The sequence below is a fragment of the Pseudomonas arsenicoxydans genome, assembly GCF_006438915.1.
In the GTDB taxonomy this organism is placed as follows: Bacteria; Pseudomonadota; Gammaproteobacteria; order Pseudomonadales; family Pseudomonadaceae; genus Aquipseudomonas; species Aquipseudomonas arsenicoxydans_A.
The window spans coordinates 416,375-438,577 of sequence record NZ_RCZE01000006.1; the positions used below are offsets into that span (position 1 = coordinate 416,375).

General features: G+C 59.0%; 17 protein-coding genes and 2 tRNA genes. 15 read left to right on the forward strand and 4 right to left on the reverse strand.

The window, feature by feature from the left end; translation table 11 throughout:
- Nucleotides 1–6 precede the first annotated feature (6 nt).
- From hfq to EAH78_RS15590, 7 genes are all read left to right on the forward strand, one after another.
- Nucleotides 7–267: an RNA chaperone Hfq gene (hfq, locus tag EAH78_RS15560; protein WP_007902656.1), complete on the forward strand. Its 261-nt coding sequence runs from the start codon at nucleotides 7–9 to the stop codon at nucleotides 265–267.
- A 12-nt stretch (nucleotides 268–279) separates the two neighbouring features.
- The gene (gene hflX, locus EAH78_RS15565; RefSeq protein ID WP_123435888.1) at nucleotides 280–1,581 is read left to right on the forward strand and encodes a ribosome rescue GTPase HflX; all 1,302 of its coding nucleotides are present in this window, start codon (nucleotides 280–282) and stop codon (nucleotides 1,579–1,581) included.
- Between the two features lie 96 nt (nucleotides 1,582–1,677).
- Nucleotides 1,678–2,847, forward strand: a complete 1,170-nt coding sequence (gene hflK / locus EAH78_RS15570) for an FtsH protease activity modulator HflK (protein WP_140668301.1) — start codon at nucleotides 1,678–1,680, stop codon at nucleotides 2,845–2,847.
- The gene (gene hflC, locus EAH78_RS15575; protein ID WP_140668302.1) at nucleotides 2,847–3,716 is read left to right on the forward strand and encodes a protease modulator HflC; all 870 of its coding nucleotides are present in this window, start codon (nucleotides 2,847–2,849) and stop codon (nucleotides 3,714–3,716) included. Before hflK ends, hflC begins: the two co-directional genes overlap by 1 nt.
- Nucleotides 3,717–4,016: 300 nt before the next feature.
- Nucleotides 4,017–5,204 (forward strand): ATP phosphoribosyltransferase regulatory subunit, encoded by a 1,188-nt coding sequence (locus tag EAH78_RS15580; RefSeq protein WP_140668303.1) that lies wholly within the window; start codon nucleotides 4,017–4,019, stop codon nucleotides 5,202–5,204.
- A 54-nt stretch (nucleotides 5,205–5,258) separates the two neighbouring features.
- Entirely contained in the window at nucleotides 5,259–6,548 is a 1,290-nt protein-coding gene (locus EAH78_RS15585) for an adenylosuccinate synthase (RefSeq protein ID WP_027921980.1), read from the forward strand.
- Nucleotides 6,549–6,698: 150 nt separating this feature from the next.
- Nucleotides 6,699–8,633 (forward strand): methyl-accepting chemotaxis protein, encoded by a 1,935-nt coding sequence (locus EAH78_RS15590; protein ID WP_140668304.1) that lies wholly within the window; start codon nucleotides 6,699–6,701, stop codon nucleotides 8,631–8,633.
- A gap of 121 nt (nucleotides 8,634–8,754) precedes the next feature.
- Here the strand turns inward: EAH78_RS15590 and EAH78_RS15595 are convergent, their stop codons facing one another.
- From EAH78_RS15595 to EAH78_RS15610, 4 genes are all read right to left on the reverse strand, one after another.
- Entirely contained in the window at nucleotides 8,755–10,320 is a 1,566-nt protein-coding gene (locus tag EAH78_RS15595) for an ABC transporter permease (protein ID WP_140668305.1), read from the reverse strand.
- On the reverse strand, nucleotides 10,320–11,330 hold the full coding sequence (locus EAH78_RS15600; RefSeq protein WP_140668306.1) for an extracellular solute-binding protein: 1,011 nt from the start codon (nucleotides 11,328–11,330) through the stop codon (nucleotides 10,320–10,322). Before EAH78_RS15600 ends, EAH78_RS15595 begins: the two co-directional genes overlap by 1 nt.
- A 253-nt stretch (nucleotides 11,331–11,583) precedes the next feature.
- A tRNA-Leu gene (locus EAH78_RS15605) sits at nucleotides 11,584–11,670 on the reverse strand.
- Between the two features lie 188 nt (nucleotides 11,671–11,858).
- Nucleotides 11,859–11,945 (reverse strand) — tRNA-Leu (locus EAH78_RS15610).
- 226 nt (nucleotides 11,946–12,171) lie between these two features.
- On the opposite strand from EAH78_RS15610, the gene rnr reads away from it, so the two are divergent.
- The 8 genes from rnr to EAH78_RS15650 all read left to right on the forward strand — a co-directional run bounded on the left by rnr (nucleotide 12,172) and on the right by EAH78_RS15650 (nucleotide 22,034).
- On the forward strand, nucleotides 12,172–14,802 hold the full coding sequence (gene rnr / locus EAH78_RS15615) for a ribonuclease R (protein ID WP_140668307.1): 2,631 nt from the start codon (nucleotides 12,172–12,174) through the stop codon (nucleotides 14,800–14,802).
- Nucleotides 14,799–15,566 (forward strand): 23S rRNA (guanosine(2251)-2'-O)-methyltransferase RlmB, encoded by a 768-nt coding sequence (rlmB, locus tag EAH78_RS15620; RefSeq protein ID WP_140668308.1) that lies wholly within the window; start codon nucleotides 14,799–14,801, stop codon nucleotides 15,564–15,566. The genes rnr and rlmB overlap by 4 nt, the downstream gene beginning before the upstream one ends.
- Before the next feature lie 318 nt (nucleotides 15,567–15,884).
- The gene (gene rpsF / locus EAH78_RS15625; protein ID WP_003217491.1) at nucleotides 15,885–16,307 is read left to right on the forward strand and encodes a 30S ribosomal protein S6; all 423 of its coding nucleotides are present in this window, start codon (nucleotides 15,885–15,887) and stop codon (nucleotides 16,305–16,307) included.
- A gap of 28 nt (nucleotides 16,308–16,335) precedes the next feature.
- The gene (gene rpsR / locus EAH78_RS15630) at nucleotides 16,336–16,566 is read left to right on the forward strand and encodes a 30S ribosomal protein S18 (RefSeq protein WP_002551829.1); all 231 of its coding nucleotides are present in this window, start codon (nucleotides 16,336–16,338) and stop codon (nucleotides 16,564–16,566) included.
- A 36-nt stretch (nucleotides 16,567–16,602) separates the two neighbouring features.
- The gene (locus EAH78_RS15635; protein ID WP_140668309.1) at nucleotides 16,603–17,496 is read left to right on the forward strand and encodes a hypothetical protein; all 894 of its coding nucleotides are present in this window, start codon (nucleotides 16,603–16,605) and stop codon (nucleotides 17,494–17,496) included.
- A gap of 19 nt (nucleotides 17,497–17,515) precedes the next feature.
- The gene (gene rplI, locus EAH78_RS15640; RefSeq protein WP_003197251.1) at nucleotides 17,516–17,962 is read left to right on the forward strand and encodes a 50S ribosomal protein L9; all 447 of its coding nucleotides are present in this window, start codon (nucleotides 17,516–17,518) and stop codon (nucleotides 17,960–17,962) included.
- A gap of 121 nt (nucleotides 17,963–18,083) precedes the next feature.
- Nucleotides 18,084–19,478, forward strand: a complete 1,395-nt coding sequence (gene dnaB / locus EAH78_RS15645; protein WP_140668310.1) for a replicative DNA helicase — start codon at nucleotides 18,084–18,086, stop codon at nucleotides 19,476–19,478.
- Between the two features lie 252 nt (nucleotides 19,479–19,730).
- Nucleotides 19,731–22,034, forward strand: coding sequence for a YgiQ family radical SAM protein (locus tag EAH78_RS15650; RefSeq protein ID WP_123435898.1), 2,304 nt, complete (start codon nucleotides 19,731–19,733; stop codon nucleotides 22,032–22,034).
- Nucleotides 22,035–22,203 lie beyond the last annotated feature (169 nt).

Sequence of the window (22,203 nt, forward strand, 5' to 3'; positions counted from 1 at the left end):
CGGCACATGTCAAAAGGGCATTCGCTACAAGACCCTTACTTGAATACTTTACGTAAAGAGAAAGTTGGGGTGTCTATCTACCTGGTCAACGGTATCAAACTGCAAGGCACGATCGAGTCTTTCGACCAGTTCGTTATCCTGCTGAAAAACACCGTTAGCCAAATGGTTTACAAACACGCTATCTCGACAGTGGTGCCGGTTCGTCCAATTCGTCTGCCAAGCGCAACCGAATCCGAAGCTGGTGACGCTGAGCCAGGTAACGCCTGATAGGAGTCTCCTTTGTTCTTTGAGCGCCACGGTGGTGGTGAGCGAGTAATCCTCGTTCACTTGGATGGACAGGACCCTGAGGCGCGCGAAGATCCGCAGGAGTTTCAGGAACTGGCTAATTCGGCAGGCGCCGAGACCGTTGCGTTTTTTAACGTGCCGCGTCATCGGCCAACTGCCAAATTTCTGATTGGCAGCGGCAAGGTCGAAGAACTGCGCGACCTGGTCAAGGCCGAAGAGGCCGATCTGGTGATTTTCAATCACATCCTCACGCCCAGTCAGGAACGTAACCTCGAACGTGTTTTCGAGTGTCGCGTGATCGACCGTACCGGTCTGATTCTCGATATTTTCGCCCAACGCGCCCGTACCCATGAGGGCAAGCTCCAGGTAGAACTGGCTCAGCTTGACCACATGAGCACCCGGCTGGTTCGTGGCTGGACTCACCTTGAACGCCAAGGTGGCGGTATCGGCATGCGTGGCCCGGGTGAAACCCAACTCGAAACCGACCGCCGTTTGCTGCGGGTTCGCCTGCGACAGATCAAGGGCCGACTGGAAAAAGTGCGCAGCCAGCGCGAACAGTCGCGACGTGGCCGTATGCGTGCGGATATCCCTACCGTGTCGCTGGTGGGCTATACCAACGCCGGTAAATCCACGCTCTTCAATAACGTGACGAAATCCGACGTTTACGCGGCTGACCAATTGTTTGCCACGCTGGACCCGACCCTGCGCCGTCTGGATCTGGACGACCTGGGGCCGATTGTCCTGGCGGACACGGTAGGTTTCATTCGCCACTTGCCCCACAAGCTGGTCGAGGCATTTCGGTCTACCCTCGAAGAGTCGAGCAACTCCGACCTGTTGTTGCACGTGATCGATGCGGCCGAACCAGATCGCATGTTGCAGATCGAGCAGGTGATGGTGGTGCTGGGCGAGATTGGTGCCCAGGACTTGCCGATACTCGAGGTCTATAACAAACTCGATTTGCTTGAAGGCGTTGAGCCACAAATCCAGCGCGACGAAAGCGGCAAACCCCTGCGGGTCTGGCTGTCGGCGCGTGATGGCACGGGTCTGGAATTGCTTGAGCAAGCCATTGCCGAGTTACTTGGCAGTGATTTGTTTATCGGTACCTTGCGCTTGCCGCAACGTTTTGCTCGACTGCGTGCGCAGTTTTTTGAACTCGGTGCGGTGCAGAAAGAAGAACACGACGAAGAAGGCATCAGCTTGCTGGCCGTTCGCTTGCCACGGATCGAGTTGAATCGATTAGTGAGTCGCGAAGGTTTGCAGCCGAATGAGTTCATCGAGCAACACACTTTGCAATAAAAGCCTGAGAAAGCGGTTGTGTCGTGGTGACAGGCATTCTGTAGCATTGGTCGGCGCGCCGTGGGTGCGTCTTTGCTTTATCAGATGGAGAGCGCTATGGCTTGGAATGAGCCGGGTGGCAACTCGAATAATCAGGATCCTTGGGGTGGCAAGCGCCGCAATAACGGCGACCGCAAGGGACCACCGGATCTCGACGAGGCCTTCCGAAAGCTGCAGGAAAGCCTGAACGGGTTGTTCGGTGGTGGTAAGAAACGTGGTGATGACGGCGGTGGTTCGGGCAAGAGTGGCGGCTTCGGCGGCATTCTTGGTGTCGTACTCGTCGTGCTGGCGGCCGTCTGGCTGTACAGCGCGGTCTATGTCGTCGACGAGCAGGAGCAAGCCGTGGTGCTGCGCTTCGGCAAGTACTACGAAACCGTCGGCCCGGGCCTGAACATCTATTTCCCGCCGATCGACAGGAAGTACATGGAGAACGTGACGCGCGAGCGTTCGTACACCAAGCAAGGCCAGATGCTGACCGAAGACGAGAATATCGTCGAAGTGCCGCTGACCGTGCAGTACAAGATCAGCAACCTGCAGGATTTCGTACTGAACGTCGATCAGCCGGAAATCAGCCTGCAGCAAGCGACCGACAGTGCTTTGCGCCATGTGGTGGGTTCCACCGCGATGGACCAGGTGCTGACCGAAGGTCGTGAGTTGATGGCCAGCGAAATCAAGGAGCGTCTGCAACGCTTCATGGATACCTATCGTACTGGCATCACTGTTACACAGGTGAACGTTCAGAACGCCGCGGCGCCACGTGAAGTGCAGGAAGCCTTTGATGACGTGATCCGTGCCCGTGAAGACGAGCAGCGTTCGCGCAACCAGGCTGAAACCTACGCCAACGGCGTTGTGCCGGAAGCCCGTGGTCAAGCCCAACGCATTCTTGAAGACGCCAACGGTTACCGTGATGAAACGGTATCGCGCGCCAAGGGTGAGGCTGATCGCTTCACCAAACTGGTTGCCGAGTACCGCAAGGCACCTGAAGTAACGCGTGAGCGTCTATACCTCGACACCATGCAGGAAGTCTTCACCAATACCAGCAAGGTACTCGTGACCGGCAACAAGAATGGCCAGAGCAATCTGCTGTACTTGCCGCTGGACAAAATGATTCAGAACAGTTCGGGCGGTAATGCGCCGGTAACCGGTTCGGCAGCAGCCAATAGCAATTCGGATGTCACGCCGCATGTCACTGACCAGCCGCAAGCGCGCACAAGGGAGACCCGCTGATGAGCAATAAATCGCTGATCGCCCTGATCGTTGGCGTCGTTGTAGTGCTGGTGGGCTGGAACTGCTTCTACATTGTGGCTCAGACCGAGCGCGCGGTGTTGCTGCAGTTCGGTCGCGTGGTCCAGGCGGATGTTCAGCCGGGACTGCATGTGAAAGTGCCTTACGTTAACCAGGTGCGCAAATTCGACGCACGCCTGATGACGCTGGATGCACCGACACAGCGCTTCCTGACGCTGGAAAAGAAAGCCGTCATGGTTGATGCCTTTGCCAAGTGGCGCGTGAAAGATGCCGAGCGTTTCTACACCGCGACTTCCGGTCTCAAGCAGATTGCCGACGAGCGCCTGTCCCGTCGTCTCGAATCGGGCCTGCGTGACCAATTTGGTAAGCGCACCCTGCATGAAGTGGTTTCCGGTGAACGTGACGCGCTGATGGCGGACATCACCGCTTCGCTGAACAAGATGGCGGAAAAAGAACTGGGCATCGAAGTTGTCGATGTTCGGGTCAAGGCCATCGACCTGCCGAAAGAAGTGAACCGCAGCGTGTTCGAACGTATGAGCACCGAGCGTGAGCGTGAAGCTCGCGAGCACCGCGCCAAGGGTAATGAGCTGGCAGAAGGCATCCGTGCCGACGCTGACCGTCAACGCCGCGTGTTGCTGGCTGAAGCCTATCGTGAATCTGAAGAGGTTCGAGGTGATGGTGATGCCCAGGCATCCTCCATCTACTCCAAGGCCTACGGCCAGGACCAGGAGTTCTACGCGTTCTACCGTAGCCTGCGTGCTTACCGTGAAAGCTTCGCGAACAAATCCGACGTATTGGTCCTTGACCCAAGCAGCGACTTCTTCCGTTACCTGGAAAAAGCCAAGCCTTGATACTGCGTTGACCCGAATCATCACCCCGCCTGGCGGCTAAAGCCTCGGGCGGGGTGATCCTTTGGGAAAACGTGTGTATGATGCGGCAGCCGGGAAATTCCCGGCTTTTTTGCGTCTGCACGTTTGATTGCTGTTTTTATGCAGGCTCTACAGGTTTTTCGAGGAAAGTGAATGGCGAAGCCGGTTCAAGGCTTTTCGCCGTGTCGTCCATGCGCGTGGTTTGCGCATGAACCGATCATTTTCTGCTTCACTCAAGGCTCGCCCGAGGGCTTGCCGCCCGGATCATAGGGGAATGGCGTAATGGCAACGGTAGACCGCTGGCTGCTGCCAGATGGCATCGAAGAAGTACTGCCACCAGAAGCGGCGCGCATTGAAGTCGCGCGTCGTCAGGTGTTGGATCTGTTCCAGAGCTGGGGTTACGAGTTTGTCGTGACTCCCCATATCGAGTACCTGGAATCCCTGCTGACCGGCGCGGGCTCTGACCTCGATTTGCGTACCTTCAAGGTCATCGACCCGCAATCGGGCCGGCAGATGGGTTTCCGTGCCGACATCACGCCGCAAGTGGCGCGCATCGATGCGCACACCTTGCGCCGCGAAGGCCCGAGCCGCCTGTGCTATGCCGGTAGCGTGCTGCACGCCCAGCCTCGCGCCTTGTCGTCCTCGCGCAGCCCGATCCAGTTGGGTGCCGAGTTGTACGGCGATGCCAGCCCGAGCAGCGACGTGGAAGTCATCAGCCTGATGTTGGCTATGCTGCAACTGGCCGATGTGCCGGATGTGCACATGGACCTCGGTCATGTCGGCATCTACCGTGGCCTGGCCCGCGCTGCCGGTTTGTCCGGTGAAGTCGAGCAACAATTGTTCGACGCGTTGCAACGCAAGGCCATCGACGAGGTCATTACCTTGACCGAAGGCCTGCCTGCCGATTTGTCGGGCATGCTGCGCGCGTTGGTTGATTTGTGTGGCGGCCGTGAAGTGTTGGGCGCCGCCCGCGAGCGTCTGGCGAATGCGCCGGCCCCGGTTCTGGCGGCTCTGGACGACCTGCTGGCGATTGCCGAACGTCTGTCCATGCGTTTCCCGGAGCTGCCGCTGTACTTCGATCTTGGCGAGTTGCGCGGTTACCACTACCACACCGGTGTGGTGTTCGCGGTGTTCGTGCCGGGCGTTGGCCAGTCCATTGCCCAGGGCGGTCGTTACGACGACATCGGCGCCGACTTCGGTCGCGCGCGTCCGGCCACTGGCTTCTCTACCGATTTGAAAACCCTGGTGACCCTGGGGCGTGCTGACATCGAGCTACCGTCTGGCGGTATCTGGATGCCTGACAGTACGGATGCGGCACTCTGGCAGCAGGTTTGCCAGTTGCGCAGTGAGGGTCAGCGTGTCGTTCAGGCATTGCCTGGACAACCTTTGGCCGCCGCCCGTGAAGCGGACTGCGACCGGCAATTGATTCAGCAGAACGGGCTTTGGCAAGTATTGCCGCTGGCTTCTTGAGTTTTCCCGCCGGCGGCTGCCGGCACCAAGTTTGCGCGAATGAGGACAAGTGTTATGGGTAAGAATGTCGTAGTCCTGGGCACCCAATGGGGTGATGAGGGCAAAGGCAAGATCGTTGATCTGCTGACCGAACATGCTGCCGCCGTAGTGCGCTACCAGGGTGGCCACAACGCGGGTCACACTCTGGTGATCGACGGCGAGAAAACCGTGTTGCACCTGATCCCGTCGGGCGTACTGCGCGAAGGCGTGCAGTGCCTGATCGGTAACGGCGTGGTGGTTGCACCTGACGCCCTGCTACGCGAGATCACCAAGCTGGAAGAGAAAGGCGTACCGGTGCGCGAGCGCCTGCGTATCAGCCCGTCCTGCCCGCTGATCCTGTCCTTCCACGTGGCGCTGGACCAGGCCCGTGAAAAGGCCCGTGGCGAGCTGAAGATCGGTACCACCGGTCGCGGCATCGGCCCGGCGTACGAAGACAAGGTTGCTCGTCGTGGCCTGCGCGTTGGCGACCTGCTCAACATGCCGCGCTTCGAAGACAAGCTGCGTGAACTGGTGGACTACCACAACTTCATGCTGGTGGGTTACTACAAAGAGCCTGCCATCGAGTTCGAAAAAACCCTGGCCGAGTGCAAGGAATACGCTGAGCTGCTCAAGCCATTGATGCTGGACGTGACGGCCGAGCTGCACGACCTGCGTCGCGCTGGCAAAGACATCATGTTCGAAGGCGCCCAGGGTTCGTTGCTCGACATCGACCACGGCACCTACCCGTACGTGACCAGCTCCAATACCACCGCCGGTGGCGTGGCGACCGGTTCGGGCGTTGGCCCGATGTTCCTGGATTACATCCTGGGCATCACCAAGGCTTACACCACTCGCGTAGGTTCGGGCCCATTCCCGACTGAGCTGTTTGACGAAGTGGGTGCGCACCTGGCCAAGCAAGGTCACGAGTTCGGTGCTACCACCGGCCGTGCCCGTCGTTGCGGCTGGTTCGACGCCGTTATCCTGCGTCGCGCTATCGATGTGAACAGCATCTCGGGCATCTGCCTGACCAAGCTGGACGTACTCGACGGTCTGGAAACCATCAACATCTGCGTCGGCTACAAAGATGCGCAGGGCAACGCTGTTGCCCCGACTGACGCTGACAGCTACGTAGGCCTTCAACCTGTGTACGAAGAAGTGCCGGGCTGGACCGAATCGACCGTGGGCGCCAAAACCCTGGAAGAGCTGCCAGCTAACGCTCGTGCCTACATCAAACGCGTTGAAGAGTTGATCGGCGCGCCGATTGACATTATTTCGACGGGGCCGGACCGCAACGAAACCATCGTTCTGCGTCATCCGTTTGCTTGATAAGTCATTGAAGTGAAACACAAAGGGTCCTTAATAGGGCCCTTTGTCGTTTATGCCTCTTGGACGGCATGACCTTTGCTGTGATGTTGAATAAAAGCATCGCTTCCAGCGCGCCATCAATTTAATGGCGCCAAAGCAGAGGGATTTTAAGTGTCGGCAGTTCTCTCATTGTTACAAAGCCGTTTGTTGCGGCCCGTGTTCGTTACCCTCGGTATCGCCCTTTTGGTGCAAGTGCTGGTGGCTGTTGCTCTGACCCGGAGCACAGTGACTGCATTGGAAGCCGATCTGGGTGTGCGCCTGGGTGCCGACAGTCAAAAACTCTCTGGCGAACTTGAGCAGGCAGGACGTGAAGTCACGTCGAGCCTCGACAACCTCTCGACCAGCACGCGTCAGCGCCTAACGGCCGGTTTGTCCTCGCGTTTGAAGGAGGAACAGGCTCAGTTGCGTGCGACGCTGGAAAAAGACCTGAAGGACTCCGCCAATGACATGGCGCAGCTTCTGGCCTCGGTCGCCCCCCGCGCGATGTGGGACAGCGACGTTCCAACCCTGTCCGAATTCGCCCGCCGTGCCCAGCGCAATCCCAACGTATTGTTCGTGGTGTATGACGATGCAACCGGGCAGCACTTGACGCGCTACCTCAATCGTGAAAACCCGATCAACAAGGCACTCCTTGAAAAAGGCCAGGGCGAGCGCGCGCTGGACAAAGTGCTGGATGCAGCGAAGAACGATCCTTCGGTTTATTACCTCGAAGCCTCGATCAATCCCAATGGCGTGGAAATCGGCAAGGTCGTGATGGGGGTCTCCACCGCCTCGGTGGAAACCGACCTCGCGGCCCTGGACAAGCGCTTCTCGGCGCTGATTGCCAGCAGCGATCAACTGGTCGGTGACAGCCTCAAGGGCGCGGCCGCGGACAGTGCCGCGGCGATGGGTGCGCGTTTGCAGTCGGCGCAGTCCACGGCGTCTGAAATGAAAGCCAACACCACCAGCACCGTGCAGGAAGCTGCGGCGACCTTGCGCTGGCGCATTGGCGTGGGCCTGGCCCTGGTCGGTTGTGGCGTGCTGTTGTTGCTGGCCGTGGTGCTGGGGCGTCGAGTGGTCAACCGCTTGAAGCTGCTGATCAGCGCCATGGACGATCTGGCGGCGGGCGAGGGCGACCTGACCAAGCGCGTGCAGATCAACAGCAAGGACGAAATCGGCGACATGGCCTCGGCAGTCAATCGCTTTGTGGATAAGTTGCAGCCGATTGTGCGTGAAGCGGGCGATGTCGCTCAGCGCACCGGCGTGGAAATCGGTGCCATGACCCTGCGTAATGCCGGGGCGGACAAGGCCGCAGGCATGCAGCGCGATGAAGTGGCTGAGAGCCTGCGAGCGTTGTCGCAAATGGCGGATGAAGCCCAGTCTGAAAGCCACGCCATGCAGGCGGCTTTGCAGCAGGTGGTGGACATTCGTTCGGCCACTGACGAAAACACCCGGACTTCGGCAAAAGTCGGCAGCTTGATCGAAGCGCTGGCTGGGCAAGTTGATACCGGGGCGAAAGTCATCGAGCGACTGGCGCAGCAGAGCGAGCAGATTGAAGTGGTGTTGACGGTGATCCACGGGATCGCCGAGCAAACCAACCTGCTGGCACTGAACGCAGCCATCGAAGCGGCGCGTGCAGGCGAGACCGGTCGCGGGTTTGCTGTGGTGGCTGACGAAGTGCGGGCGCTGGCGAGCAAGACACAGAGTTCGACCGGCGACATTCAGGCGCACATCGTGGCCTTGCAACAAGGTGCGCGTGAAGCGGTGGCGGCGATTGGTCAGGCCGGGCGTCAGGCCAGCGAAGGTTTGCTGGTACTGCGCGACAGTGCGCGGTTGCAGCAGTCGGTGCAGGAGTCAGTCGAGCAGGTGCATGCGGCGATTGGCCTGGCGACTCAGGCAGCGGCGCACCAGGCCCAAGGTGCGCAGGCAGTGCGCGGTCGGGTTGAAACCATTCATGCACAGGCTGAGAAAGCGGCTCAGGCGGTGGTGGAAACCACGGCCAGCGGCAAGGTGCTGGATGGGTTGGCGGCGCAGTTGAAGGCGAGTCTGGGGCAGTTCAGGGCGTAACTGGTTGTCCAGACTGGCCCCTTCGCGAGCAAGCCCGCTCCCACATTTGATCTCTGGTGCCCACAAATAGTGAGCTCACCGTAGATCCAGTGTGGGAGCGGGCTTGCTCGCGAAGGCGGTCTCAACGGCTCAAATACATCCGAGTCGTGAGTAGATAAACCGGCACCCCTGACACCACTATCAACAACGCCGCATAAGGCGCCGCTGCCGCAAACTCCACATTCGCGGTATGCGCCCACACCTCTGTCGCCAAGGTATTGAGCCCGGTCGGGCTCAACAGCAATGTCGCCGTCAGCTCCTTCATCGCATCCAGAAACACCAACGCAAACGCCGCACCCAGCGCCGGGAAAATAATCGGCAGCGTGATTCGGCAAAACGCGCTGAACGACGTAGCCCCCAGCGTGCGCGCCGCCTCTTCCAGTTGCGGTGCAGCCTTGTTCAAAGCCGTTCGAATCGGCGCCTGAGCCAGTGGCAAAAACAACAGCGCGTAAGCGATCAGCAGCAAGGCGGACGTCTGGTACAGCGCTGGCACATAGTGCAGGGCGAAATACACCAACGTCAGCGCAATCACCAAGCCCGGCAGCGCATGCAGCAGATAGGGCAGGCGCTCGGCCCAGATTGCCAATGGACCCTTGTAACGGACCACCAGCAAGCCCACCGGCACGGCCAGCACCAGACAAAGCGCTGCGCCACCCAGCGACAGTGCCAGCGATGAGAGCAGTGCTTCGCCGATTGCGGCTACCGGGAATGCTGCTGAAGAGCCGACCGCCAGCCAATAGCCCAGCATCCCCAGCGGAATGCCACTGCCGATGATCGCCAGCGCCAGGCAGTAAAGCTGTCCGACACCCGCCCAAGGCCCCAATCGAACCTGTTCCGCGTGCCGCGCCGCACCCTGGCCGGTACGAACATGCCGGCCCTTGCCGCGAACCCGCAGCTCCAGCCACAACAACACCAGGCACATCGCCAGCAACACCGCCGACAGCATGGCCGCGTTGGCATTACTGAATTCCAGTTCGAATTGCTGATAAATCGCCGTGGTAAAGGTTTGCAGGCCGATGATCGATAGCGCGCCGAACTCCACCAGCATGTGCAGCGCAATCAACAGTGAGCCCGCCAGCAACGACGGCCAGAGCAGCGGCAGCGTGATTCTGAAAAACACGCCCCAGCGATTCTGTCCAAGTGTCCGGGCAGATTCTTCAAGAGAGGGATCAAGATTGCGCAACGTCGCCGCGACCGGCAGAAAGATCAGCGGGTACTTGGAAAGCGTCATCACCAGAATCGCCCCGCCCAGGCCTTCGAAGTGAGCGCTGAGCGATACCCAGGTAAAACTGCTGACAAACGCCGGAACGGCGAACGGCAAGCAAAGGATGACGCCCCACAAACGTCGTCCCGGCAGATTGCTGCGTTCCAGCAGCCAGGCCAGCGACAGGCCGATCACGGCGCAGGCCAGCGTCACGCCGGCCATCAGCGCCAACGTATTACGCAGCAGCCCAAACACATAAGGTCGCCACAGCAGATGCAACGCCTCGGCCCAGCCTGCTTGCCAGGCTTTTAGGCCGACGTACATCAGCGGTAACAGGCTGAGCACAACCAGCAACAGCACCGGTAGCAACAGCCAGATCGACGGTCGCTTGCGCCGTGGCACGTAACCTCCGCTAGAGGCTGGGGCGGATAACGATGCGCTCATCAGTTCAAGCCAACGTCGCGTTCCAGGTCCAGGGCCTGTTCGGCGTTACCCAGATCGGCCGGTGTGACATTGGGGGCTTGCAGTTCGCTGAAAGGCTTGAGGCCGCGGTCCGATTCCATGCCTTTGTGCAGCGGGTATTCGGCGGTGGTCTGGGTGATCACGCGCTGGCCTTCTTCGCTGGCCATATAGGCCAGAAATGCCTGGGCTTCTTTTGGGTGTTTGCTGGATTTCAGCACGGCTGCGCTGGAAACGGTGATCAGCCCGCCGACGTCGCCGCCGGTGAAGTAATGCAGTTTGGAATCCAGCTGGCCTTTCTCGCGTTGCAGGGCGAACCAGTAATAGTTGTTCACCAGCACCGTGGGGACTTCACCATTTTCCACGGCCTTGAGGGCGACCATGTTGTTGCTGTAGGTCTTGCCGAACGCGCGCAGGCCGGTCAGCCATTCTTCAGCCGCATCCATGCCATGTACTTTGATGATCGCGACCGCTTGTTCCTGGAAGGCGCCACTGGTGGGCACGAAGCCGACCTTGCCTTGCCATTTCGGATTGGAGAATTCCATCACTGATGTTGGCAGGTCCTTCTCCTCGATCAGCTTGGGATTGTAGGCCACCACCCGGACCCGGGCCGTAATGCCGATCCAGGTGCCGTTGCCCGCAACATAGTCCTTGGGCAAAACTGCCAGCGTGGCGTCGTCGGTCTTGGCGAGGAAACCTTGCTCGCCGAGTTTGTTCAGTGGCGGCGATTCTTCGGTGTAGATCACGTCGGCGGGGGAGCGATCGCCTTCTTCCATGACCTGGCTGGCGAGCTGGTTGCTGCTGCCTTTGCGCACTTTCACATGGATGCCGGTCTTGGCTTCGAAAGCCTTGGCGATGGCGTCGCCGACTTCCTTGTGTTGACCGTTATAGAGCGTCAGGGAAGCCGGATCGGCAGCCTGGGTGAGGGGAGTGGCGAGTGCCAGGCCGAGCAGGGTGAACGTCAGGCCGCGGCGCAGGGTATTTCGAAACATCATTCGCAGGGTTCCTCACTGTCGCATTTGCAAAAACTTGCAACAATGATAAACGATATTGTTTCTCAAGTGCGCCTTGCGGGCGTATACCCAGCCTGTAGGAGCAAAGCTTGCTCGCGATGGCAATCTTGAGGGCGCCATCGCGGGCAAGCCTTGCTTCTACAGAAGATGCGTCTGGATTTTTGGAGGCCAGAAACGCAAAAACCCGCTTTCGCGGGTTTCTGTGAAATTCAAGGTCGTAACCTTGAATTTGAATTGGTGCCCAGAAGAAGACTCGAACTTCCACGACCTTGCGGTCACCAGCACCTGAAGCTGGCGTGTCTACCAATTTCACCATCTGGGCATTTATCTTCAGCGTTGCCGCTGTTGATGTGGCGCACTATACGGAGAGCGTTTTGATCTGTAAACCCCTGATTTAGATTTAATAAATCAGAAGCCTGGAATACGAAAACCAGATGCTGTAAATGCAAAAACCCGCTTTCGCGGGTTTTTGTGTGAGCCTTGAAATTGATCTAATCTCAAGCTCGAAATTGGTGCCCAGAAGAAGACTCGAACTTCCACGACCTTGCGGTCACCAGCACCTGAAGCTGGCGTGTCTACCAATTTCACCATCTGGGCAGTATCGAGAGCGCGTCTGCGTCGTCGATGGCGCGCACTATACGGAGCGTCTTTTTAACTGTAAACCCCCGACATCAAAAAAACCTGGAAAATTTCGCCAGTGGTCTTTAAATCAGCTTTGCGATGTCGATAAAGGGCTTTAGAAGGGCTGTCATAGCTTGAAATTTCCCGTTTCATTACGCCTATGCCAAACTAACCCGCATATAGACAAGGTGAAAACTCTCTAATGGCCGATTGGCAGTCCCTCGATCCCGAGGCCGCTCGTGAAGCGGAAAAATATGAAAACCCCATTCCTAGCCGCGAACTGATCCTTCAGCACCTTGCTGATCGAGGTTCGCCTGCTAACCGTGAGCAGCTGGTTGAAGAGTTTGGTCTGACCACAGAAGACCAGATCGAAGCCCTGCGTCGCCGCCTGCGCGCCATGGAGCGCGACGCTCAGCTCATCTATACCCGTCGCGGCACCTATGCGCCGGTGGACAAGCTCGACCTGATCCTGGGCCGCATCAGCGGTCACCGTGACGGCTTCGGCTTCCTGGTGCCGGACGACGGCAGTGACGACCTGTTCATGAGCCCGGCGCAAATGCGTCTGGTCTTCGATGGCGATCGTGCCCTGGCCCGCGTTTCCGGTCTCGATCGTCGCGGTCGCCGTGAAGGCATGATCGTCGAAGTGGTTTCCCGCGCTCACGAAACCATCGTCGGTCGCTATTTCGAAGAAGGCGGTATCGGCTTCGTCGTTGCGGATAACCCGAAGATCCAGCAAGAAGTGCTGGTCACGCCGGGTCGCAATGCCAACGCCCAGATCGGCCAATTCGTTGAAGTGAAGATCACTCACTGGCCGACACCACGCTTCCAGCCGCAAGGCGACGTGGTCGAGGTTGTGGGCAACTACATGGCGCCGGGCATGGAAATCGATGTCGCCCTGCGCACCTACGACATTCCTCACGTCTGGCCTGAAGCGGTGTTGAAAGAAGCCGCCAAGCTCAAGCCGGAAGTCGAAGAGAAAGACAAAGAGAAGCGCATCGACCTGCGCCATCTGCCGTTCGTGACCATCGACGGTGAAGATGCGCGCGACTTCGATGACGCGGTTTACTGCGAATCCAAGCCGGGCAAGCTGCGCCTGTTCTCCGGTGGCTGGAAGTTGTACGTGGCGATTGCCGACGTTTCCAGTTACGTGAAGATCGGTTCGGCCCTGGACAACGAATCCCAGGTTCGCGGCAACTCGGTGTACTTCCCCGAGCGCGTGATACCCATGCTGCCGGAGCAGCTGTCCAACGGCCTGTGCTCGCTGAACCCGCACGTCGACCGTCTGGCCATGGTTTGCGAGATGACCATCTCCAAGTCCGGCGAAATGACCGACTACTGCTTCTACGAAGCGGTGATTCACTCCCACGCTCGCCTGACTTACAACAAAGTCAGCGCGATGCTGGAAACGCCGAAACTCACCGAAGCGCGTCAGCTTCGCGGCGAGTACAACGACGTTCTGCCGCACCTCAAGCAGCTTTACGCACTGTACAAAGTGCTGCTGGCCGCTCGTCACGTGCGTGGCGCGATCGATTTCGAAACGCAGGAAACCCGGATCATCTTCGGGACCGAGCGCAAGATTGCCGAAATCCGTCCGACCGTGCGTAACGATGCGCACAAGCTGATCGAGGAATGCATGCTGGCGGCCAACGTGGCCACCGCTGAATTCCTGAAAAAGCACGAAATCCCGGCGCTGTACCGCGTCCACGATGGTCCGCCACCGGAGCGTCTGGAAAAACTTCGCGCCTTCCTCGGTGAGCTCGGCCTGTCCCTGCATAAAGGCAAGGACGGCCCGTCGCCGAAGGACTACCAGGCATTGCTGGCAAGTATCAAGGACCGTCCGGATTTCCATCTGATCCAGACCGTTATGCTTCGCTCTTTGAGCCAGGCGGTGTACAGCGCTGATAACCAGGGTCACTTCGGCCTGAATTACGAAGCCTATACCCACTTCACCTCGCCGATCCGCCGCTACCCGGACTTGCTCACGCACCGGGCGATCCGCAGCGTGATCCATTCCAAGCAGGACACCCCGCACGTTCGCCGTGCTGGCGCGATGACCATTCCGAAGGCGCGGATCTATCCGTACGACGAAGCGACACTGGAGCAGCTTGGCGAGCAATGCTCGATGAGCGAGCGCCGTGCCGACGAAGCGACCCGCGACGTCGTGAACTGGCTCAAGTGCGAGTTCATGAAAGATCGCGTGGGCGAGTCGTTCCCGGGTGTGATCACTGCCGTGACCGGTTTCGGCCTGTTCGTCGAACTGACCGATATCTACGTCGAAGGCCTGGTGCACGTCACCGCGCTGCCGGGCGATTACTACCACTTCGATCCCGTGCATCACCGCCTCGCCGGTGAGCGTACCGGTCGCAGCTTCCGTCTGGGCGACACCGTTGAAGTGCGCGTCATGCGCGTTGACCTCGACGAGCGCAAGATCGACTTCGAGATGGCTGAAAAAACCATCAGCGCGCCGATTGGCCGCAAGAAGCGTGGAACTGAAACTACTGCTCCAGCGGCTAAAACCGCCGCAGAACCGGCACCGGCGAAAACCGGTCGTCGTCCTGCCAAGGAAAAGGCTCCCGAAGCCTATCGCCCAAGCGATGCGGCGGCGAAAAACGCCGAGCTGCGCAAAAGCCGTGAACTGAAACAGGCGTTGCTGTCTGAAGCGAAAAGCGGCGGTAAAGCGGCGTCTGGGGGAAAGACCGGACGGTCGGCGCCTGACAAGGCCCCCGGCGGCAAGCCAGCAAAACCGAGCAAACATCGTAAAGGCCCGCCAAAAGCGGGTGCTGCTCCAGCTGCCAAAAGTGGCGGAGTGCGTAAACCTAAGGCCAAGTCATGAGTAATTTGGAAAAAATCTACGGCGTACACGCGGTAGAGGCGTTGCTGCGCCACCACCCGAAACGCGTCAAGCAGATCTGGCTGGCGGAAGGCCGCAGTGATCCGCGCGTTCAGACGTTGATCGCGCTTGCTGCCGAAAATCGTGTGGCGGTCGGTAATGCCGAGCGTCGTGAGCTGGATGCCTGGGTGGAAGGCGTGCATCAGGGCGTGGTGGCGGACGTCAGTCCGAGCCAGGTCTGGGGCGAAGCAATGCTCGACGAGTTGCTGGACCGTACCGAAGGCGCACCGCTGTTGCTGGTGCTCGACGGCGTGACCGACCCGCACAACCTCGGCGCTTGCCTGCGTTCGGCCGATGCGGCCGGTGCACTGGCGGTGATCGTGCCCAAGGACAAATCAGCGACGCTGACCCCAACGGTGCGTAAAGTGGCCTGTGGCGCGGCGGAAGTGATTCCGTTGGTCGCCGTGACCAACCTGGCGCGCACCCTGGAAAAGCTCAAGCAGCGTGGTTTGTGGGTTGTCGGTACGGCGGGTGAGGCTGAGCAGAGCCTGTATCAGCAAGATATGACCGGCCCGACCATCCTGATCATGGGGGCAGAAGGCAGCGGCATGCGTCGCCTGACGCGCGATCTTTGTGACTACCTGGTGCACTTGCCGATGACGGGCAGCGTCAGCAGTCTCAACGTGTCCGTGGCGACTGGCGTCTGCCTGTTCGAAGCCCAGCGTCAGCGCAGCGTCAAAGCCGCCGGGACCGCTAAAAAGTCTTAAGTCGTACGCGATCCAAATGTGGGAGCGGGCTTGCTCGCGAAAGCGGTGTGTCATTCAGCAACAATGTTGAATGTGATGCCGCTTTCGCGAGCAAGCCCGCTCCCACATTGGATTTGCGTAAACGCGAAGATTGTTGGTGCGAACGAACTGTTCAAATAATCACCAATTGCCTTGCACCTCTCTTGTCCCTTCTCTACAATTGCGCCCCTTGCTGTGACGGCAGGCACTGATGTGTCTATCGCAAGCAAGTCCATAAGTGTCATTCACTCCTTGTCTGACCGCTTTTGAGCGGCAGGCTACAACCCGTAAGGAGCATTCATGCGTCATTACGAAATCATCTTTTTGGTCCACCCGGATCAAAGCGAGCAAGTCGGCGGCATGGTAGAGCGTTACACCAAGCTGATCGAAGAAGACGGCGGCAAAATCCACCGTCTGGAAGATTGGGGCCGTCGTCAACTGGCCTACGCAATCAACAATGTTCACAAGGCTCACTACGTGATGCTGAACGTTGAGTGCACTGGCAAGGCCCTGGCCGAGCTGGAAGACAACTTCCGCTACAACGATGCAGTGATCCGTAACCTGGTCATCCGTCGCGAAGAAGCCGTTACCGGCCAATCCGAGATGCTCAAGGCTGAAGAAAACCGCAGTGAGCGCCGTGAGCGTCGCGACCGTCCTGAGCACGAAGGCGCTGAAAGCGCTGATAGTGATGACAGCGACAACAGCGATAACGCTGACGAGTAATCCACGGACCTTTTAAGGAGCCTATCAAATGGCACGTTTCTTCCGTCGTCGTAAATTCTGCCGCTTCACCGCTGAAGACGTGAAAGAGATCGATTACAAAGATCTCAACACTCTGAAAGCTTATGTATCCGAGACCGGCAAAATCGTTCCAAGCCGCATCACCGGTACCAAAGCACGTTATCAGCGTCAGCTGGCCACCGCTATCAAGCGCGCCCGCTTCCTGGCCCTGCTGGCCTACACCGACAGCCACGGCCGCTGAGACCGGGCAGTCGACACGTAGCAAAGGATTGAATGCATGCGCGCCATAGCTGAGTTCATCATGCGCGGCCGCATGCAGGCCACTCTCGTAGTGGCTGGATGCGTAACATTGCCGTTGTTGTATTGGTTGGGTGCTGCCGCGGGATGCCTTGTGCTTCTGCGGCGCGGATTGAAGGACGCCCTTGGCGTTCTTGCCCTGGGAATGCTGCCGGCGTTGATCTGGTGGCTTTACTCGGATGACCCTCGGGCACTTCTGGTGCTGTTGGGTTCTTCGAGCCTTGCGTTGGTTTTGCGCGCAAGCGAATCCTGGGACCGCGTGCTGCTGGTCAGCATAGCGATGGGGGTGGTGTTTTCAGTGGTGCTGGGGGCGACGTTTGGTCCCCAAATCGAGATGCTGGCGCAGGCTTTGATAAAAGTCATGCCGTCGCTACTCGGTGATGTCTACGAGAAGTTGTCGGTAGACGAGCAAGCGCATTTTGCGTCCCTGATTGCACCGGTCCTGACCGGCCTGATTGCGGCCTTGTTGCAAATCGTCAGTGTGCTGAGCCTGCTTGTCGGGCGCTACTGGCAGGCGTTGTTGTACAACCCGGGTGGTTTTGGTCGCGAGTTTCGCGCCATCCGATTCCCGTTTTTGCCAGCGATGTTGCTGCTGGCGTGCATGCTTCTGGGGCCGAACATCGGTCCACAGATGGCCATGTTAACGCCGTTGTGCAGCGTACCGCTGGTGTTCGCCGGGCTGGCCCTGATTCACGGGCTGGTGGCGCAAAAGCGACTGGCCAGGTTCTGGCTGGTGGGGTTGTACGTCACGCTGTTGCTGTTTATGCAGCTGATCTATCCGTTGCTGGTGGTCTTGGCCATCGTCGACAGCCTGATTGATTTTCGCGGTCGTTCGGCACCGAAAGATGCCGATAGCGCGAACGGTGAAGGTTAAAAGTTAAGAGGATTTTCACATGCAACTGATCCTTCTGGAAAAAGTCACCAACCTGGGCAACCTGGGTGACAAAGTGAACGTTAAGGCTGGTTACGGTCGTAACTACCTGCTGCCTTACGGCAAAGCTACCGCTGCGACCGCTGCCAACCTGGCTGCGTTCGAAGAGCGTCGCGCTGAGCTGGAAAAAGCCGCAGCAGACCGTAAAACTTCGGCTGAAAGCCGTGCCGCCCAACTGGCTGAGCTGGAAGTGACTATCACTGCCACCGCCGGTGACGAAGGCAAGCTGTTCGGTTCGATCGGCACCCACGACATCGCTGATGCACTGACCGCCTCTGGCGTTGAAGTTGCAAAAAGCGAAGTTCGTCTGCCGAACGGCACCATCCGCAACGTAGGCGAATTCGACGTAGCCGTGCACCTGCACGCTGAAGTTGAAGCCACCGTACGCGTTGTCGTGGTAGCAGCTTAAGTAGTACTTGTCGGCTGGCACCCTCGGGTGCTTGTCGGTAACATCGGGCACGATCCTGTTTACAGGTCGTGCCCTTTGTCTTTCTGTACCCCCGCTTTTCATAACCAACATTCAAGTGGCCATGAACGATATCTCCGCACCCGAGCAATACGATCTGCAAACCGCTTCCCTGAAGGTGCCGCCGCACTCCATCGAGGCCGAACAGGCCGTGCTCGGTGGTTTGATGCTGGACAACAACGCCTGGGAACGCGTGCTCGATCAAGTGTCGGATGGCGATTTCTATCGACATGACCACCGCCTGATCTTCCGTGCGATCGCGAAGCTCGCCGACCAGAACTCCCCAATCGACGTCGTGACCCTTGCCGAGCAATTGGACAAGGAAGGTCAGACCTCGCAAGTCGGTGGTCTCGGTTACCTTGGCGAACTGGCGAAAAACACACCGTCCGTCGCCAACATCAAGGCTTACGCACAGATCGTTCGTGCACGGGCGACGTTGCGGCAGCTGATTGGTATCGCCACCGAGATTGCTGACAGCGCCTTCAATCCCGAAGGCCGCACGGCTGAAGAGATTCTCGACGAAGCTGAACGGCAGATCTTCCAGATCGCCGAGGCCCGGCCAAAAACCGGCGGCCCGGTGAGCGTGAATGACCTGCTGACCAAAGCCATCGACCGCATCGATACCCTGTTCAACACTGACAACGCCATCACCGGCCTGTCCACCGGCTACACCGACCTCGACGGGATGACCAGCGGCCTGCAGCCGTCTGACTTGATCATCGTCGCCGGCCGTCCATCGATGGGTAAAACCACCTTTGCGATGAACCTGGTGGAAAATGCCGTGCTGCGCAGCGAAAAGTGCGTACTGGTTTACTCGCTGGAGATGCCAGGCGAATCGCTGATCATGCGTATGTTGTCGTCCCTGGGCCGTATCGACCAGACCAAGGTCCGTGCCGGTCGGCTGGACGATGACGATTGGCCGCGCCTGACCTCGGCGGTCAACTTGCTCAACGACCGCAAGCTGTTCATCGACGATACGGCCGGTATCAGCCCCTCGGAAATGCGTGCGCGGACCCGTCGATTGGTGCGTGAGCATGGCGACGTCGGCCTGATCATGATCGACTACCTGCAATTGATGCAGATTCCAGGTTCGGGCGGCGACAACCGGACCAACGAGATTTCCGAGATCTCCCGCTCCTTGAAAGCCTTGGCCAAGGAATTCAACTGCCCGGTGGTGGCGTTGTCCCAGCTCAACCGCTCCCTTGAGCAACGACCGAACAAGCGCCCGATCAACTCCGACCTCCGGGAATCCGGAGCGATCGAGCAGGATGCTGACGTGATCATGTTCGTGTACCGGGATGAGGTTTATCACCCGGAAACCGAGCACAAAGGCATCGCCGAAATCATCATCGGCAAGCAGCGTAACGGTCCGATCGGCACGTCACGACTGGCGTTCATCGGCAAGTACACCCGCTTCGAAAACCTCGCGCCGGGTAGCTACAACTTCGACGACGAATAACCCAGCAAAAAACTGTGGCAAAGAAGCCTTTGTGGCGAGGGAGCTTGCTCCCGCTTGAGTGCGCAGCACTCACAAGATTTTGGGGCCGCTTCGCAGCCCAGCGGGAGCAAGCTCCCTCGCCACAAAAGCCTATGCTGTCTTCAGGTCTTCAAACAAACGCCAGCGCAATTTCCGACCATAGCCGTCGGAATTGGTTATTTTTTGTGCTATATTCCGCGCCCGCGATTTTTCATCTCAACACCGGTCATCGTCATGCAAACAGCCAAGCCGTTATTTGACTATCCCAAGTACTGGGCCGAATGTTTCGGTCCAGCGCCATTCCTGCCGATGAGCAGGGAGGAGATGGATCAGCTTGGCTGGGATTCCTGCGACATCATCATCGTCACCGGTGATGCGTACGTTGACCATCCATCGTTCGGCATGGCGATCATCGGCCGGCTGCTGGAGTCGCAAGGCTTCCGCGTCGGGATCATTGCCCAGCCGAACTGGCAGTCCAAAGACGACTTCATGAAGCTCGGCGAGCCGAACCTGTTCTTCGGTGTCGCGGCCGGCAACATGGACTCGATGATCAACCGCTACACCGCCGACAAGAAAATCCGTTCCGACGACGCCTACACCCCCGGTGGCCTGGCGGGCAAGCGGCCGGACCGTGCGAGCCTGGTTTACAGCCAGCGCTGCAAGGAAGCCTACAATCACGTGCCGATCGTGCTCGGTGGCATCGAAGCGTCCCTGCGCCGCATCGCCCACTACGATTACTGGCAGGACCGGGTGCGCAACTCGATCCTGATCGACGCCTGCGCCGACATCCTGCTCTACGGCAACGCCGAGCGTGCAATCGTTGAAGTTGCCCAGCGTCTGTCCTACGGTCACAAGATCGAAGACATCACCGACGTGCGCGGCACCGCGTTCATCCGTCGTGACACGCCGAAAGACTGGTACGAAGTCGACTCCACGCGCATCGACCGTCCGGGCAAGGTCGACAAGATCATCAACCCATACGTGAACACCCAGGACACCCAGGCCTGCGCCATCGAGCAGGAAAAGGGTCCGGTTGAAGATCCGACTGAAGCCAAGGTCGTACAGATCCTCGCCAGCCCGAAGATGACGCGCGACAAGACTGTGATCCGTCTGCCGTCAGTCGAGAAAGTCCGTGGTGACGCGGTGCTTTACGCTCACGCCAACCGCGTACTTCACCTGGAAACCAACCCGGGCAACGCCCGAGCCCTGGTGCAGAAGCACGGCGAAGTCGACGTCTGGTTCAACCCGCCGCCGATTCCGATGACCACTGAAGAAATGGACTACGTGTTCGGCATGCCTTATGCGCGCATTCCGCACCCGGCGTACGGTAAGGAAAAAATTCCGGCCTACGACATGATCCGCTTCTCGGTGAACATCATGCGTGGCTGCTTCGGCGGCTGCACCTTCTGCTCGATCACCGAGCACGAAGGCCGGATCATCCAGAACCGTTCCGAAGAGTCGATCATTCGCGAAATCGAAGAGATCCGCGACAAGGTCCCAGGCTTCACCGGCGTCATCTCCGACCTCGGCGGCCCGACCGCGAACATGTACCGCATCGCCTGCAAGAGCCCGGAAATCGAATCCGCGTGTCGCAAGCCGTCGTGCGTGTTCCCCGGCATCTGCCCGAATTTGAACACCGACCACTCGTCGTTGATCCAGTTGTACCGCAGCGCCCGCGCCCTGCCGGGTGTGAAAAAGATCCTGATTGCTTCCGGCCTGCGCTATGACCTCGCGGTCGAGTCGCCGGAGTATGTCAAAGAGCTGGTGACCCACCACGTCGGTGGTTACCTGAAGATCGCCCCGGAACACACCGAGGAAGGTCCGCTCAACCAGATGATGAAACCGGGCATCGGCAGCTATGACAAGTTCAAGCGCATGTTCGAGAAGTACTCCAAGGAAGCCGGGAAAGAGCAGTACCTGATTCCGTACTTCATCGCCGCCCACCCGGGCACCACCGACGAAGACATGATGAACCTGGCCCTGTGGCTCAAGGGCAACGGCTTCCGTGCCGACCAGGTGCAGGCGTTCTACCCGTCGCCGATGGCCACCGCCACCGCGATGTACCACTCGGGCAAGAACCCCCTGCGTAAAGTCACTTACAAGAGCGATGCCGTGACCATCGTCAAGAGCGAAGAGCAGCGTCGCCTGCATAAAGCGTTCTTGCGTTATCACGACCCGAAAGGCTGGCCAATGCTGCGTGAAGCGCTGACCCGCATGGGCCGCGCCGACCTGATCGGGCCGGGCAAAAACCAGTTGATCCCGCTGCATCAGCCGGCGACCGACAGTTACCAGAGCGCCCGTCGCAAGAACTCGACACCGGCCGGCAGTCACAAGGTTGCAGGGGAAAAGACCACCAAGATCCTGACCCAGCACACCGGCCTGCCGCCGCGTGCCAGCGATGGCGGCAACCCGTGGGACAAGCGTGAACAGGCCAAGGCTGCGGCGTTTGCCCGCAACCAGCAGGCGGCCAAGGAGCGTAAGGACGCGGCGAAAGGCAAAGGTCCCAAGCCTGCCCGCAAGCCGGTTGTACCGCGCTAAGCTTCGTTTGAGCTGAACAGAACGCCAACCTTCGGGTTGGCGTTCTGCGTTTCTGAGCCACAGAAAACGCGGCGCCGGGCCGGAAGTTGTGTGTGGGCACCTGGCCTCTTCGCGGGCAAGCCCGCTCCCACAGGGGATCTACTTTGAACACCGTGCTTATGTACACCCC

What these genes read in the sequence shown, in the direction of transcription:
- hflC (WP_140668302.1), top strand. Translation starts at nt 2,847, where the DNA reads ATGAGCAATAAATCGCTGATCGCCCTGATCGTTGGCGTCGTTGTAGTG.
- rlmB (WP_140668308.1), top strand. Translation starts at nt 14,799, where the DNA reads ATGAGTAATTTGGAAAAAATCTACGGCGTACACGCGGTAGAGGCGTTG.
- rplI (WP_003197251.1), top strand. Translation starts at nt 17,516, where the DNA reads ATGCAACTGATCCTTCTGGAAAAAGTCACCAACCTGGGCAACCTGGGT.
- EAH78_RS15580 (WP_140668303.1), top strand. Translation starts at nt 4,017, where the DNA reads ATGGCAACGGTAGACCGCTGGCTGCTGCCAGATGGCATCGAAGAAGTA.
- dnaB (WP_140668310.1), top strand. Translation starts at nt 18,084, where the DNA reads ATGAACGATATCTCCGCACCCGAGCAATACGATCTGCAAACCGCTTCC.
- EAH78_RS15650 (WP_123435898.1), top strand. Translation starts at nt 19,731, where the DNA reads ATGCAAACAGCCAAGCCGTTATTTGACTATCCCAAGTACTGGGCCGAA.
- EAH78_RS15600 (WP_140668306.1), bottom strand. Translation starts at nt 11,330, where the DNA reads ATGATGTTTCGAAATACCCTGCGCCGCGGCCTGACGTTCACCCTGCTC.
- rnr (WP_140668307.1), top strand. Translation starts at nt 12,172, where the DNA reads ATGGCCGATTGGCAGTCCCTCGATCCCGAGGCCGCTCGTGAAGCGGAA.
- rpsF (WP_003217491.1), top strand. Translation starts at nt 15,885, where the DNA reads ATGCGTCATTACGAAATCATCTTTTTGGTCCACCCGGATCAAAGCGAG.
- rpsR (WP_002551829.1), top strand. Translation starts at nt 16,336, where the DNA reads ATGGCACGTTTCTTCCGTCGTCGTAAATTCTGCCGCTTCACCGCTGAA.
- EAH78_RS15595 (WP_140668305.1), bottom strand. Translation starts at nt 10,320, where the DNA reads ATGAGCGCATCGTTATCCGCCCCAGCCTCTAGCGGAGGTTACGTGCCA.
- EAH78_RS15635 (WP_140668309.1), top strand. Translation starts at nt 16,603, where the DNA reads ATGCGCGCCATAGCTGAGTTCATCATGCGCGGCCGCATGCAGGCCACT.
- hflK (WP_140668301.1), top strand. Translation starts at nt 1,678, where the DNA reads ATGGCTTGGAATGAGCCGGGTGGCAACTCGAATAATCAGGATCCTTGG.
- EAH78_RS15585 (WP_027921980.1), top strand. Translation starts at nt 5,259, where the DNA reads ATGGGTAAGAATGTCGTAGTCCTGGGCACCCAATGGGGTGATGAGGGC.
- hfq (WP_007902656.1), top strand. Translation starts at nt 7, where the DNA reads ATGTCAAAAGGGCATTCGCTACAAGACCCTTACTTGAATACTTTACGT.